The organism is uncultured Bradyrhizobium sp. (genome assembly GCF_936928535.1).
Classification (GTDB): domain Bacteria; phylum Pseudomonadota; class Alphaproteobacteria; order Rhizobiales; family Xanthobacteraceae; genus Bradyrhizobium.
Map to the genome: position 1 here is coordinate 81,371 of NZ_CAKZHY010000091.1, position 14,895 is coordinate 96,265.

The window sequence follows — 14,895 nt, forward strand, 5'->3', positions numbered from 1 at the left end:
GACGGTATTCGTTGAGATCATGGATCTGCCGATGTCGAATGCCATTTCGGTGACACCTGATGACGTCGAGACAGTGCTCGCCGACCTGCCGCGCATCGTTCGCCTTGCACTGACCTTCGGGTCGCGGCTGCGACGCGGCACGCTCGACGTCACTCTGCCCGACGGCCGTGTGATCCGGCTCGGAGGACACGAGCCGGGTCCGGAAGCTGCGATGCGACTGCACAATTACGCCTTCGCTTCGCGCTTGATCAACAGCGGCGACATCGGCATCGCCGAAGCCTATCTCGCCGGCGATTGGGATACGCCCGATCTCACGCAGTTTCTCTACCTGTTCTGCGTCAACCACGACCTGATCCAGGCGATGCTGCGCGACAAGCCTCTGATGCGATTCGTGCAGATGGTGCAGCACTGGTTCAACCGCAACACGCGCCGCCAGGCGAGGCGCAACATTCACGCCCATTACGACATCGGCAATGCGTTCTACTCGGCCTGGCTCGATCCGAGTATGACCTATTCGTCTGCGCTGTTCGAGGGCTCCACCACGGACCTCACGGCAGCCCAAGCCAACAAATACCGCCGCCTCGCCGAGGCGCTCGACCTGAAGCCCGGCCAGAAGCTGCTCGAGATCGGCTGCGGCTGGGGTGGCTTCGCCGAATTCGCGGCAAAGACGTTTGGCGCGCGCGTCGTCGGCCTGACCATCTCGACCGAGCAGCGCGATTTTGCGCAGAAGCGGATCCACGAAGCCGGCCTCGCCGAACAAGTCGAGATCCGCTTGCAGGATTATCGCGACGAGCGCGATCGCTACGACCGGATTGCCTCGATCGAGATGATCGAGGCGGTGGGCGAGGAATTCTGGCCGCGCTATTTCGCCCAGCTGCGCGACCGGCTGCTGCCGGGCGGACTGGCAGGCATCCAGGCCATCACGATCCAGGACCGGCTTTTCCAGGGCTACCGGCGCGAGGTCGACTTCATCCAGCGCTATGTTTTTCCGGGCGGCATGCTGCCCTCGCCCGCCGTGCTGAAATCGCTCGGGGACCGCTTCAGCATACCCGTCATTCGCGAGCGCATCTTCGGGCAAGATTATGCCAAGACGCTCGCCACCTGGCGGAATAATTTTCGCGCGGCATGGCCAGCTCTCGCTCCCCTCGGATTCGACGACCGGTTCCGGCGGCTGTGGGAGTATTATCTCGCTTATTGCGAGGCCGGATTCCTGTCCGGCAATATCGACGTCCGGCAAGTCATCTTCGCAAAGCAGCAATAAGAGTTGAGGCCCTCGCCTTGTGTGGCTGGCGACCCTACTTTAGGGTCTGACAACTTCCCGCCTCCAGCCGGTAATTGCCTGACATGACCATCAAAAACGACGTTGTCGAAGCCATCGGCAACACCCCGCTGATCAAACTCAAACGCGCCTCCGAACTGACCGGCTGCACCATTCTCGGCAAGGCCGAGTTCATGAATCCCGGCCAGTCGGTCAAGGATCGCGCGGGCAAATGGATGATCCAGGAGGCCGAGAAGCGCGGCGAGCTGAAGCCGGGTGGCCTCGTCGTGGAAGCGACGGCCGGCAATACCGGAATTGGGCTGGCGGTGGTCGCGAGCGCCCGCGGCTATCGCACGCTGATCGTGATCCCGGAGACGCAGAGCCAGGAGAAGAAGGATTTCCTGAAGCTGTGCGGCGCCCAGTTGCTGGAGTCTCCGGCGCTGCCCTACTCCAATCCGAACAATTACCAGCATGTCGGCCGCCGCCTTGCCGACGAGCTGCGCAAGACCGAGCCGAACGGCGTGCTGTTCGCCGACCAGTGGAACAACCTCGACAATGCCAAGGCGCATTACGACTCGACCGGTCCCGAGATCTGGGCGCAGACCGGCGGCAAGATCGACGGCTTCGTCTGTTCGGTCGGCAGCGGCGGCACCCTCGCCGGCACCAGCCGCTTTCTGAAAGAGAAGAACAAGGACATCCGGATTGCCTGCGCCGACCCGCACGGCGCCGGCATGTTCGAATATTTCCGGACCGGCACTGCCAAGGCGAGCCCGGGCGATTCCATCACCGAAGGCATCGGCCTCGGCAGGAAGACCGCAATCGTCGAGAGCGCCAAGGTCGACGACGCCTATCTCATTCCGGACACGGAAGCCGTGACTGTCATCTACGAGCTGCTCCAGCACGAAGGCCTGTGTCTCGGCGGCTCAACTGGCATCAACATTGTAGGCGCGATGCGGCTCGCCAAGCAGCTCGGGCCCGGCAAGACCATCGTCACCATCCTCTGCGATTCCGGCAGCCGCTATCAGTCGAAGCTGTTCAACGCCGACTTCATGCGCGCCAAGAACCTGCCCGTGCCGGAATGGCTTGAGAAGCGGAGCAACATCAAGCTGCCGTTCGTCTAGCCCGAGCGGCCGGCTCCACGCCCTTAACTCTGACTGCCTAACCCCAGCCCGGACGCGCCGAGCCCTGCGACACGCGCGCAAGGCGCTGCTCGGACGCCGATGATTTACCGGCCGCACGCGCGGGCAGTTCGAACGGGTTGGTGGAGACGCCTCCGCTCTCGGCGCTCGGCCAAAAGGTCAGCGCCAGCAGCAGGCCGAGATTGACCAGGCCGCCGACCATCGTGCCCTGGTGCTCCCCACCAATGGCCCATGCCGGAAACCGCCCCGCCACCAAATGATCGACGATCATGAGCGCGATCCAGGCCGGGATGACACAGACCGGATCCCAGCCGATGTCGCGGATGCGCATCGATTGCAGCATGAAGGTCGCAAGACCAAAGAAGATCATTGCGGCAATGATCGCCCTATTATGGGTGATATCCTCGGGGCGGACCATGCTTGGCGACGTCGTGCGCAGCACCGCCATCGCGATTGCAAAGCAGATCGCGGTCATCGCAATCGCCAGCGCGATCGTGGCCAGGAAGAAATGCAATCGCCCGAGGCGGGCATTGAGGCCGAACACGTAACCGAGCATTTCACGCTCCCCTTTGCCCCAGGTGCGCAAGAAGTGCCTTCGGAGGCGTGAAGCGGTGAGGCGTCATCACCGCCATGGTTGTTGGCCGGCGATGGAATTGCGTAAGATTTTAGGTTTCGGAGCCCTCGCGGGACCTCGAAGCGGCCGCACAGTAATCGCGCCAGAACTGGCGGTAACCCGCTTCCAGCTCTCGCGTGTAGATTTCGACATTGCCGGCGCGCGAGGCCGCGATCTGAGCCGGCAGCTCCGCGCGCAACTTCGCCAGATGCGCGGGCTGCGATGCATATTTGCAGGCGATCGCGGCGTAACCGTCATCATCCTCGGCAACCCAGTCGTTGAGCCCGACCGCCGCCACAATGGCGCCGCCGGCGCGCGAAGAGGCGCCGTGACCGAGCTTGGCCACGACAGGAACGCCCGCATAGAGGGATTCCCAGGTGCTGATGCCGCCATTCTGCGGGAATGGATCGAGCGAAATATCGACTTGCGCGAAGGCCCGCAGATGTTCCGCGCGCTCTGACGAACCCAGGCAGATGATGTTCTCTTCGGGGATGCTCTGGTTCACCAGCCGCGCAAGAAGCCCGTCGCGCACCAGGGAATCGTCGAGCAGCGTATGTTTGATGATGATCTTCGATCCGATCACCTCGCGCATCACTTTCGACCACGTGCGGATCGCCTGGTCCGAGATCTTGTTGACGCGGTTGAACACGCCGAAAGTCACATGGCCGTTGCGGAGCATGGGCAGCTCCGAGGGCGGCATATCCAGGATCGGATCGATGGTGTTGAGGCACGGCAGGTCAAATACCTTTTCGGCCAGCAGATGCCGGTCCGATTGCGGAATGAAGACAGGGTCCGCGAGCACATAATCCATGGTCTGCATGCCCGTGCCCGTCGCATGTCCGAAGCCGGTTGCCTGGATCGGGGCCGGCTTCCGCGCGAACACCTGCAGCCTGTTGCCGGTTGTGTGGCCTGAAACATCGATAAGGATGTCGACATTGTCGGCCTGGATTCGATCGGCGAGTTCGTCGTCCGAAAGCTGCCAGGCATCGACCCAGGTATCCGCCAATGACCTGAACTTGTCGGTCATCTCGTCTCGTGACGGCGAGCACGAATAGCAGATGATCCTGAAGTTCGCGTGATCATGGTGGCGCAGCACCGGCAGCAAGGTGAGCGCCGCCGAGTGGTGCCGAAATTCGTTAGCGACATACCCAACTACAATCTGCTTTTCCGGATCAAGCGGCCGCTTCGGCAGCGCCCGCCGCGGGATCTTAGAGCCGATCAAGTGCCACCAATCCCGTCGTACCGCCTGCTGGAGCGCGAAATCGGCCTCGGCGCGGAAGTCCTGCAAGAAGATCTTTCCCCGGATCGCATCTTCATAGTCCGGCCGGATCGCCAGCGCGCGATCGAGATATTCGATCGCTGCGTCCATTTCTCCCTGGTTTGAATGAGCAAAGCCCATCAGCGCCAGCCCGATCTCCGAGCGCGGATTTAGCTCGATCAGGGCCGCTGCGGCCGCCACCGCCTGCGCTGTCTTTCCCATCACGAGGCAAGCCTGTGCCTTGCCGCGAAGAGCCAGTTCGAGCTTGGGCGAAATCGCAAGCGCCGCCTCGAAATCGGCAACCGCCGGTTCCAGGCGCTGCTGCTCGTAATTAAGCCGCCCGCGTTGCGCCAGTATTTTCGCCGAACCGGGCCTGATCGCGAGCGCCGCTGCGAGAGCAGCTTCCGCTTCATCGTAGCGCTTGAGCTCGATACCGACCACGCCTTTGCCGACGAGCGCTTCGACGTGACGCGGCTGAAACAGCAAGGTGCGATCGAAGCTCTCCCTGGCGCGGTCAAACTGGTGCAGTGCCAGCGCCGCCATGCCACGATTGCAGATCGCATCGGCATAATCGGGCTTCAACCCGATCGCGCGATCGTACATCTCGATGGCCTGCTCGTGCAGGCGCATGTTGAGCAAGGTGTTGCCGAGGCCGTTCAGGGCCGGCGCGAAATTCGGCTTCAGCGCTATAGCCCTCTCCTGACATGCGCGAGCGGCCTCGAATTTCTGAAGGACGACGTACACGCTCGCGAGATTGTTGTGGGCCTCGTGCGAACGCGGATCGATCGCGATCGCGCGTTCGAGCAGCTGTTGCGCCTCTTCCAGGCGTCCGCCCCGATGCAGGCTCAGGCCGAGCAGGTGCGTGGCGTCGAAATGATCCGGAACGGCCTGCAGGATCTGGCGGCAGAGCGCCTCGGTCTCCGCGTACCGGCCCTGGCCAAAGGCGCTTGCCGCGGCAGAGACGACGGCGTCCACCTGCTTCTTCAATTTCTTCTGCAGTCGCGCATTCTGAAATGCGCGAGCGCCGGCGCTGTTCTGCAAGGTGTCTCTCCGGAAGATAGCCTGCGGCGAGTCTAACTGATTCGCGCGGTAGGGCCGGTCGGTCGGCAGGATCCCTCTCAGGAACCGCCAGCCGCGTCTGCCTCGCTTACCGCGACGTTGCCGCTCTCCGAAGCCGCCGCGCAATAATCCCGCCAGAACTGGCGATAGCCCGCCTCCACCCTGGCCGCATAGACCTCGACGTTGCCGGCGGGCGAGGCTGCGATCTGCGCCGGCAAGTTCGCGCGCAATTTCGCCAGATGATCCGGTTGCGCTGCGAACCTGCACGCAATCTCGACATAGCCGTCATCATCGTCGGCGACCCAGTCGCCGAGGCCAGCGGAAGCCACAATGCAGCCGCCTGCTCGCGAGGATGCCCCGTTGCCGAGCGTGGCGACAACGGGAACGCCCTTGTAGAGAGATTCCCAGGTGCTGATGCCGCCATTTTGCGGAAACGTATCCAGAGAAATGTCGATCTGGGCAAAAGCCTGCAAGTGCTCGGCGCGCGGCGTGGAGCCGAGGCACGTGATGTTGTCCTCGGCAATGCCCTGCGCGACGAAGCGCGCGATCAGACTGTCGCGCAGCAAGGGATCGTCGAGCAGCCCATGCTTGAGGATGATCTTCGATCCCGGCACCTGCCGCATGATGCGCGACCACACACGGATCGCATCATCGGAGATCTTGTAGATGCGGTTGAACACGCCGAAGGTGACGTAGCCGTTGCGGAGCATGGGAAGCTCGGAGACACTCAGATCCGAAACGGGCTCCATTGTGATCAGGCACGGCAGATCATGGACCTTTTCGGCGAGCAGATGGCGCGCCGATTCCGGGATGAAGATCGGATCGGCGAGCACGTAGTCCATGGTCTGAAGGCCCGTGCCGGTCGCGTGTCCGAAACCCGAGACCTGGATGGGGGCCGGCTTGCGCGCGAACACATGGAGCCGATGACCGGTCGTATGCCCGGATACGTCGATCAGGATATCGACCTTGTCGGCCTGAATGCGATCGGCCAGCTCGTTATCCGACATCTGCCCCGCATCGACCCAGACGTCCGCCAATGCCTTGAAACTCTGGGTGATCTCATCCTGCAACGGCCAGCAGTAATAGCAGATGACCTCGAATTTGGAATGATCGTGATGGCGCAACACCGGCAACAGGGTGAGCGCTGCCGAGTGGTTGCGGAATTCGGACGAGACATATCCGACCACGATCCGCTTGTCCGGATCGAGCTCCCGCGGCGGCAGCTCGATCCGTGGCAAATGGGAGCCGACCGCATCCCACCAATATTTTCGCGCCGCCTGCTGGACCGCGAAATCGGCCTCGGCAAGATAATCCAGCAGGAAGATCTTGCGCGCGATCGCGTCCGCATAATCAGGCATGATCCCCAGCGCCGCGTCGAGATGCTCGAGCGCCGTCTTGATGTCTCCCTGGCTTGCGTAACACGATGCCAACAGCGCCATGCCGAGCGCGGACCGCGGATTTTGCTCGAGCAGGGTCTTGACGGCCGCCAATGCCTTCGCGGTGTTTCCCAGCAAAATGTTGACTTGAGCCGTCCCACGCAACGCCAGCTCGAGCGTGGGCGAAAGCGCCAACGCCGCATCGAAATCCGCGGCCGACTGCTCCAGCCGCGACAGATCGAAATGGAGCCGTCCGCGCTGCGCCAGCATCTTCGCCGAACGGGGCTTGATCGCCAGTCCCATGGCGAGAGCGGCTGCCGCTTCCTTGAAGTGCCGGAGCTCGAGGCTCACCAAGCCCTTGCCGGCGTTCGCCTCCGCGTGACGCGGCTGAAACAACAAGGCGCGATCGAAACTCTGGTCGGCACGCTCGAACTGCCCCATCGCCAGCTCTGCCATGCCGCGGTTGCAGAACGCGTCCGCATAGTCCGGTTTCAGCTTGAGGGCGCGCTCGTGAAGCTCGATCGCCTGCTCGGTACGCCCCATGTGCAGCAGCGTGTTGCCGAGATTGGTCAGCGCGGCCGGAAAATTCGGCTTGAGCGCGATGGCCTTCTCCTGGCAGCGGCGCGCCTCCTCGTAGTTCTTGAGGTCGAAATGCACGGTCGCGAGGTTGTTGTGAGCGTCGTGAGAGCGCGGATCGAGAGCGATCGCACGCTCGATCAATTGCTGCGCCTCCTCCAGGCGCCCGCCATCATGCGCGCACATGCCGAGCAGATGCGTGGCGTCGACATGATCGGGAAGCACCGCCAGGATCTGACGGCAGAGCGCCTCGGTCTCCGCATATCGACCCTGGCCGTAGGCGGTTCCTGCGGCGCAAAGAATAGCGTCTGCCTGCTTCTTGAATTTCTTCTGCAATCGCGCGTTCTGGAATGCGCGCGCGCCGGCGCCGCTGGTCTGCAAGGTTGCTCTCCGGAGGATGGCCCTGCAACGAATCTAGCTGATTCGTGGCCAATGCCGCCCGGTCAGCCGACCCGGCAATCCCTCCGGGATTTCCCGGGGGCGACCCCTGCTACGTGTCACCGCCCCGCCCGCCTGCAGCACAATGGTCGCGCCAGAACTGGCGATAGGCCGCCTCGACCTCGCGCGTATAGTTTTCGACATTGCCGGCCGCCGAGGCTGCGATCTGGGCCGGGAGATCCGCGCGCAGTTTTGCCAGATAATCCGGCTGGGTGCGAATTTGCACGCGATCGCGGCGTAGCCGTCATTATCGTCGGCGACCCATTCGCCAAGGCCGGCTGCGGCCACGATAGAGCCACCGGCGCGCGACGAGGCGCCGTTGCCGAGCTTGGCCACGACCGGAACGCCCGCATAGAGCGATTCCCAGGTGCTGATGCCGCCGTTCTGCGGGAACGTGTCGAGCGAAACGTCGATCTGGGAAAATGCAAGCAGATGCTCGTGGCGCGGGGACAAGCCGAGGCACGTGACATTTGCTTCGGCGATGCCCTGCGCCACGAACCTCGCAACGAGGCCGTCCCGCACCAGGGGGTCGTCGAGCAGAGTATGCTTGATGACGATCCGCGATCCCGGCACGTCGCGCATGATGCGCGACCAGACCCGGATCGCCTCGTCCGATATCTTGTAGATGCGGTTGAACACGCCGAACGTCACGTAGCCGTTGCGGAGCATCGGCAGCTCCGACGGCGGCAGATCCAGGATGGGATCGATCGTGATCAGGCACGGCAGGTCATGGACCTTCTCGGCCAGCAGATGGCGCACCGATTGCGGGATGAAGACGGGATCGGCAAGCACATAGTCCATGGTCGGAAGGCCGGTTCCGGTGGCATGCCCGAAGCCCGAGACCTGGATCGGGGCCGGCTTACGGGCGAAGACGTGGAGCCTGTTGCCGGTCGTATGCCCGGATACGTCGACCAGAATATCGACCTTGTCCGCCTGAATGCGATCGGCCAATTGATCGTCAGAGAGCTGCCCGGCCTCGACCCAGACATCCGCCAAGGACTGGAATTTGGCGGTCATCTCGTCGCGCACCTGCGCGCACGAATAGCAGACGATCTCGAATTTGGTGTGATCGTGATGGCTGAGCACCGGCAGCAAGGTAAACGCCGCCGAATGGTACCAGAACTCGGCCGCCACATAACCGATCACGATCCGCCTGTCGGGATCGAGCTCTCGCGGCGCGAGCTGGCGTTGCGGCATCCGGGCGCCGATCACGTCCCACCACTGCTTTCGCGCGGCCTGTTGAACCGCGAAACCGGCCTCACCGAGATAATCCAGAAAGAAGATCTTTCGCCCGATCAAGCTCGCATCCGGCGCGATGGCGATCGCAGAGTCGACAAGCTCGACCGCCGATGCGATCTCTCCCTGGTTGGCAAGACAGGCGCTGAGCAGCGCCATCGCCACCGCGGAGCCCGGATTTTGCTCGAGCAGCGTGGTGCAGGCGAGCATCGCCTGAGCGGTATTTCCCATGCAGAGCGCGACCTGTGCCTTCCCCTCCAAGGCCACCTCGAGCCTGGGCGACAGCGCAAGCGCGGCGTCAAAATCCGCCGCCGCCTGCTCCAGCCTCGACAGCTCGAGATTGACCCGCCCGCGGTTCGCCAGGATCTTCGCCGAGCCGGGCCTGAGCACGAGCGCTGCCTCGAGCGCAGTCTTGGCCTCGTCGTAGTTCTTGAGCTGGATATTGACCAAGCCCTTGCCGACGAGCGCCTCGACGTGTCGCGGCTGAAACAGCAAGGTACGATCAAAACTCTGCTTGGCACGATCGAACTGTTGCAGCGCCAGCTCTGCAAGGCCCCGGTTGCACAGCGCATCGACATAATCAGGCTTCAGCTTGATCGCGCGATCGTACGTTTCGATGGCCTGCGCGACCCGGTTCAGGTGCAGCAAGGCATTGCCGAGATTGGCCAGGGCCATCGGGAAATTCGGCTTCAGCGTGACCGCCTTCTCCAGGGACGCGCGCGCCTCCTCGTATTGCCCGAGTGCGAAATGCGTGGCTCCCAGATCGGAAAGGGCCTGGGCCGAGCGGGGATCGGCGGCCACGGCTTGCGCGAAAGCCTGTTTCGCGGCCTCGAAGCGCTGCCCCGAGAACGCGCACAAGCCGAGCAGATGCAAGGCACTGAAGTGCTCCGGAAGCTCAGCAAGGATCTGGCGGCAGAGCGCCTCGGCCTCGGCATGCCGGCCCTGGCCGTACGCCGTGTTCGCCGCGGAGATGATGGCGTCTGCCTGCTTCTTGAATTTCTTCTGCAATCGCGCGTTCTGGAACGCGCGTGCGCCGGCGCTGCTCTGCAAGGTCGCTCTCCAAGGGATGGCCGACGGAGAGTCTAGCTGATTCGCAGGGGCGGGCCGGCCGATCGGGGTCGGCTCCGGAATCCCCCTGATATCAGCGCAGGATCTGGCTCAGGAACAGCTTGGTGCGGGCGTGCTGGGGCGCGGCGAAGAATTCGTGCGGCGTGTTGGCCTCGATGATCTGGCCGGCGTCCATGAACACGACACGGTTGGCCACTTCCTTGGCAAAGCCCATCTCGTGGGTGACGACCAGCATGGTCATGCCCTCCTCCGCGAGGTCGACCATGGTGTCGAGCACCTCCTTCACCATTTCAGGATCGAGCGCCGAGGTCGGCTCGTCGAACAGCATCACCTTCGGGTTCATGGTCAGCGCCCGCGCGATCGCAACGCGCTGCTGCTGGCCGCCGGACATCTGACCAGGGAATTTGCTGGCCTGGTGCGGGATCTTGACCCGCTCCAGGAACTTCATCGCGGTGGCTTCGGCGTCCTTCTTGGGAATGTTGCGGACCCAGATCGGCGCCAGCGTGCAGTTGTCGAGCACGGTGAGATGCGGGAACAGGTTGAAGCTCTGGAACACCATGCCGACCTCGCGGCGCACCGCATCGACATGCTTGAGGTTCGGCCCGAGCTCGATGCCGTCGACGACGATCTCACCCTCCTGGAATTCCTCGAGCGCGTTGATGCAGCGGATCAACGTCGATTTGCCCGAGCCCGAGGGGCCGCAGATCACGATGCGCTCGCCCTTGACGACATCGAGGTCGATGTCGCGGAGCACGTGAAAATCGCCGTACCATTTGTTGAGGCCGGAAATCTTGACGATGGGATCTGCGGACATGATGGCCTCGATCAGTTGCGACGGTGGGCGTTGAGGCGGCGCTCGACGAAGAGCGAGTAGCGTGACATTCCAAAGCAGAAGATGAAATAGATGATGCCGATGAAGGCAAAGCCGGTGAACGCCGTCGACGGACTGGTCCAGACCGGGTCGGCGAAAGAGGCCCGCAGCGAGCCGAGAAGGTCGAACAGCGCGACGATCGACACCAGCGAGGTGTCCTTGAACAGCGAGATGAAGCTGTTGACGATGGCGGGAATGACGTGGCGCAGCGCCTGGGGCAGCACGATCAGCGATGTGGTCTTCCACCAGGACAGGCCGAGCGCGGACGCCGCCTCGCCCTGCCCGCGCGGCACCGCTGCCAGACCGCCACGCAGGTTCTCGGCCTGATAGGCGCCCGTGAACAGGGACACGCCGATCAGCGCGCGCATCAGACCGTCGACGGTGAAGTTACCCGGCAAGAACAAGGGCAGCATGTAGGTCGCGAAAAAAAGCACCGTAATCAAGGGGACCCCGCGCCAGAACTCGATATAGGTGATCGAGAAGAACCGGATCAGGGGGATGGTCGATCGCCGGCCGAGCGCCAGCGCAATCCCGATCGGAAGCGAGGCCACGATGCCGGTGATGGCGATCACCAGCGTCACCAGGAGCCCGCCCCACAGCCGCGTATCCACGATCGGCAAGCCGCCGTGATCGAGCTCCATCAGCTTGATGACCACAGCAATCCCGGCGAACGTGGCGAGGCTAACGAGCAGTGGCCGCGAGCCGGCGCGTGCACCGCCGCCGAGCAGGAACAAGCCCACCGATACGACCACCGCTGTGATCAGGACGTCGGGCCAGGGCCCCAGTCCCGCCCCCAGCATCTGGTCCCGCAGCCAGGTCAGTGGAAAGATCACCCAGTGCAGCAATGTGCCGACCTGCACGATGGCGCTGCCGACGGCCCAGAGCAGCGGGCCAGCGACCGAATTCTTGCTCAGACCGACCAGACCCTCACCGGCCCCGCTGATGCTGTCGGCGAACAATTGCAGGAGGCCCGCAACCCAGCTCACGCCGAAACCAGTGATGCCGCCGCCATGCAGCAGGAAGAATGCGACCGCGGGAAAGGCGAAGAAGAACAGCCCGGCGTTCAAGCCCTTGCCCGGCAGCCGCGGAATCAGCAGCGGCAACAGCAGCACGGTGCCCAGCGCGAAGGTCACATTGACCCGCCAGCGTTCGGCCTCGGGATAGAAGCCGTAGAACAGCTGCGTGAACTTGGCCTGGATGAAGGGCCAGCAGGCACCGACCGGACGGCCGACATTTTCGGCGAGGCAGGCCGTCCGATCCTTGCCGCTCCAGACCGCATCCACCAGCAGGAACTTGACGGTAGGAATGACGGTGTACCAGACCAGCAACAGGCCGAGGATCGTCAGCAGGATATTGGTCGGCGAGTTCAAAAGGCGCGTGCGGACGAAGCCGAGAAAGCCGGTGGTCTTCACGGGCGCGGGGCGCTCGGCAACCAGGTCCTGCCGGACATAGGACGACGCGGCGAGATCGCTCATGCGCCCAGGCTCCGGTTGAGGCGCCAGCCATAGATGCTCATGACGGCGCTGGTGATGAGCGAGGTCAGCAGATAGACGCCCATGGTCATGGCGATGATCTCGATCGCCTGCCCGGTCTGGCTCAGCGACGTGCCGGCAAAGACCGAAACGAGATCGGGATAGCCGATCGCAACCGCAAGCGAGGAGTTCTTGGTCAGGTTGAGGTATTGGTTGGTGAGCGGCGGCACGATCACGCGCATGGCCTGCGGCACCACGATCAGCCGCAACGTCGCCCCTCGGCTGAGGCCGAGCGAGGAGCCCGCCTCCATCTGTCCCTTATGGACCGAAAGGATGCCGGCACGAACGATCTCGGCAATGAAGGCCGCCGTATAGGTCGACAGTCCCACGGTCAGTGCGACGAATTCAGGGATGATCCGCGCGCCGCCTGCAAAATTGAAACCCTTCAGCTGCGGCCATTCGAACGTGATGGGCATGCCGAACACAAGCGTCGTGACGAGCGGCAATCCGATGATCAGCGTCAACACGTACGGCCAGATCCGGATCGCCCGACCTTCCGCGAACAGCGCCCGCCGCGCGTAGCTGTGCAACGCCAGCGAAGCGACGATGCCGAGCGTCAGCACGACAAGGAATGGAACAAAGCCGGGCTGGGCCAGCGGGGACGGTACGATCACGCCGCGATTGTTGAGGAAGACGGTGTTGAAGATCGAGATGCTTTGCCGGGGCGCCGGCAGCGCCGCCAGCACGGCGAGATACCAGAACAGGATCTGGAACAGCAGCGGCAGGTTTCTGATCGCCTCGACGTAGAGGCCACCAACGCGCGACACGAGCCAGTTGGGTGACAAACGGCAGAGTGCGACGACAAAACCGATCACGGTGGCGAAGAAAATGCCGACCACCGAGACCAGCAATGTGTTCAGGACGCCGACCAGAAAGACGCGGAAATAGGTATCAGACCCTGAATAGGGAATCAGGGTCTGATTGACGTCGAAGCTGGCGCTGTTTTGCAGGAACCCGAAGCCCGCGGCGATGTGCTGGGTTTCCAGGTTGGTCCGGGCGTTCGAGATGATCTCATAGGCCATCCAGGCCAGGATCGTACCAAAGACAAGCTGGACGGCGACGCCGTTCCAGCCAGCCTTGCCGCCGAGCGCGCGCCTCAGCTTCAGCGCGAACTGCAGTGGCGGTTTCCGGGCCTCGACGCCCATCGGCGCAGCCTTCGGGCTTGCCGATCAGCGGATCGGCGGGGCGTATTGCAGGCCGCCCTTGGTCCAGAGATTGTTGATGCCGCGGCTGATCTTGAGCGGCGAACCTGCGCCGACATTGCGATCGAACGCCTCACCGTAATTGCCGACCGCCTTGACGATCCGGATCACCCAGTCCTTGGTGAGGCCCAACTGTTCGCCGAGATTGCCGTCAGTGCCGAGCACGCGCTTCAACTCCGGCTTGTCGGATTTCGCCATCTCGTCGACGTTCTTCTGGGTGATGCCGAGTTCCTCAGCCGTGACCATCGCGAACAGCGTCCATTTCACGATGTCGAACCACTGGTCGTCGCCATGGCGCACCATCGGGCCCAGCGGCTCCTTCGAAATGATCTCGGGCAGGACGATGTGATCGGCCGGATTGGTCAGCTTCAGGCGGCTGGCGTAAAGTCCGGATGAATCGTCGGTGAAGACGTCGCAGCGCCCGGATTCGTAGGCCTTGATCGCTTCGTCGATCGTGCCGAACGCGATCACCTCATACTTCATGTTGTTGGCCTTGAAGTAGTCGGCGAGATTCAGTTCGGTGGTGGTGCCGGTCTGGACGCAGACCGAGGCGCTATTGAGCTCCAGCGCCGAGTTCACCTTGAGCGACTTCTTCACCATGAAGCCCTGCCCGTCGTAATAGGTCACGCCGGTGAAGTTGGCGCCAAGCGAGGTGTCGCGCGAGACCGTCCAGGTGGTGTTGCGTGACAACACGTCGATCTCGCCCGACTGGAGCGCCGTGAAGCGGTCTTTCGCCGAAAGCGGCACAAATTTGATCTTGGTCGTATCATTGAGGACCGCGGCCGCGATCGCGCGGCAAACGTCGACGTCAATGCCAGTCCAGTTGCCCTTGTCGTCGGGCGAGGAGAAGCCGGGCAGGCCCTGGCTGACGCCACAGGACAACATGCCCCGGTCCTTGATGGTCTTGAGCGTTTGCGCGTCGGCAGCTTGGGCAGAGAGGCCGGCGGCGAGAGCAAGAGAGAGAGCCAGGGTTACGCGTTTCATGGGCTTCAAGCCTTTCAAAGTCGTCTCACGGTCAGGAACGGAATCCCTGCAAGGATGCGCCTTGCAAGAGTCATGCTGGAAAACCTTGCCGAACACTCGCTCATCCCGGGAGGCCATACCTTAATCCCCGCCGCAGGCGCCCGCCGTCATAGCTATGGCACAAGGTCCGGTCAGACGATGGATCGAAGGTCGCGGCAGGCCCCTCAACATGCGGCGACTGAATAGCACCTGCGCATCACAGAACGACTGGCGAGCCGGGTCAAGGGGTTGACGGGACTCTTCTGT

Annotated in this window: 9 protein-coding genes and 1 pseudogene; 2 read left to right on the forward strand and 8 right to left on the reverse strand. The window is 63.0% G+C overall.

Annotated features, from left to right (window positions below):
* Positions 1–31 precede the first annotated feature (31 nt).
* Both Q0687_RS14090 and Q0687_RS14095 read left to right on the forward strand, forming a co-directional pair.
* On the forward strand, positions 32–1,261 hold the full coding sequence (locus tag Q0687_RS14090) for a cyclopropane-fatty-acyl-phospholipid synthase family protein (protein WP_298877606.1): 1,230 nt from the start codon (positions 32–34) through the stop codon (positions 1,259–1,261).
* Between the two features lie 83 nt (positions 1,262–1,344).
* The gene (locus Q0687_RS14095) at positions 1,345–2,379 is read left to right on the forward strand and encodes a cysteine synthase A (RefSeq protein WP_298877608.1); all 1,035 of its coding nucleotides are present in this window, start codon (positions 1,345–1,347) and stop codon (positions 2,377–2,379) included.
* Between the two features lie 37 nt (positions 2,380–2,416).
* Here the strand turns inward: Q0687_RS14095 and Q0687_RS14100 are convergent, their stop codons facing one another.
* The 8 genes and pseudogenes from Q0687_RS14100 to Q0687_RS14135 all read right to left on the reverse strand — a co-directional run bounded on the left by Q0687_RS14100 (position 2,417) and on the right by Q0687_RS14135 (position 14,610).
* Positions 2,417–2,953: a hypothetical protein gene (locus Q0687_RS14100; protein ID WP_298877610.1), complete on the reverse strand. Its 537-nt coding sequence runs from the start codon at positions 2,951–2,953 to the stop codon at positions 2,417–2,419.
* A gap of 109 nt (positions 2,954–3,062) precedes the next feature.
* On the reverse strand, positions 3,063–5,309 hold the full coding sequence (locus tag Q0687_RS14105; RefSeq protein ID WP_298877612.1) for a tetratricopeptide repeat protein: 2,247 nt from the start codon (positions 5,307–5,309) through the stop codon (positions 3,063–3,065).
* Between the two features lie 77 nt (positions 5,310–5,386).
* Positions 5,387–7,660 (reverse strand): tetratricopeptide repeat protein, encoded by a 2,274-nt coding sequence (locus Q0687_RS14110; RefSeq protein WP_298877614.1) that lies wholly within the window; start codon positions 7,658–7,660, stop codon positions 5,387–5,389.
* A gap of 109 nt (positions 7,661–7,769) precedes the next feature.
* Positions 7,770–10,003: pseudogene (locus Q0687_RS14115) on the reverse strand (tetratricopeptide repeat protein).
* A gap of 91 nt (positions 10,004–10,094) precedes the next feature.
* Positions 10,095–10,835, reverse strand: coding sequence for an amino acid ABC transporter ATP-binding protein (locus Q0687_RS14120; protein ID WP_298877616.1), 741 nt, complete (start codon positions 10,833–10,835; stop codon positions 10,095–10,097).
* Between the two features lie 11 nt (positions 10,836–10,846).
* Entirely contained in the window at positions 10,847–12,367 is a 1,521-nt protein-coding gene (locus Q0687_RS14125) for an amino acid ABC transporter permease (protein ID WP_298877618.1), read from the reverse strand.
* Complete coding sequence (locus Q0687_RS14130) at positions 12,364–13,569, reverse strand: ABC transporter permease subunit (RefSeq protein ID WP_298877620.1); 1,206 nt, start codon at positions 13,567–13,569, stop codon at positions 12,364–12,366. The genes Q0687_RS14125 and Q0687_RS14130 overlap by 4 nt, the downstream gene beginning before the upstream one ends.
* A gap of 24 nt (positions 13,570–13,593) precedes the next feature.
* A complete protein-coding gene (locus tag Q0687_RS14135) occupies positions 13,594–14,610 on the reverse strand; it encodes an amino acid ABC transporter substrate-binding protein (protein WP_298877622.1) in 1,017 nt (338 codons plus the stop codon).
* Positions 14,611–14,895 lie beyond the last annotated feature (285 nt).

What these genes read in the sequence shown, in the direction of transcription:
- Q0687_RS14090 (WP_298877606.1), top strand. Translation starts at nt 32, where the DNA reads ATGTCGAATGCCATTTCGGTGACACCTGATGACGTCGAGACAGTGCTC.
- Q0687_RS14095 (WP_298877608.1), top strand. Translation starts at nt 1,345, where the DNA reads ATGACCATCAAAAACGACGTTGTCGAAGCCATCGGCAACACCCCGCTG.
- Q0687_RS14100 (WP_298877610.1), bottom strand. Translation starts at nt 2,953, where the DNA reads ATGCTCGGTTACGTGTTCGGCCTCAATGCCCGCCTCGGGCGATTGCAT.
- Q0687_RS14120 (WP_298877616.1), bottom strand. Translation starts at nt 10,835, where the DNA reads ATGTCCGCAGATCCCATCGTCAAGATTTCCGGCCTCAACAAATGGTAC.
- Q0687_RS14125 (WP_298877618.1), bottom strand. Translation starts at nt 12,367, where the DNA reads ATGAGCGATCTCGCCGCGTCGTCCTATGTCCGGCAGGACCTGGTTGCC.
- Q0687_RS14130 (WP_298877620.1), bottom strand. Translation starts at nt 13,569, where the DNA reads ATGGGCGTCGAGGCCCGGAAACCGCCACTGCAGTTCGCGCTGAAGCTG.
- Q0687_RS14135 (WP_298877622.1), bottom strand. Translation starts at nt 14,610, where the DNA reads ATGAAACGCGTAACCCTGGCTCTCTCTCTTGCTCTCGCCGCCGGCCTC.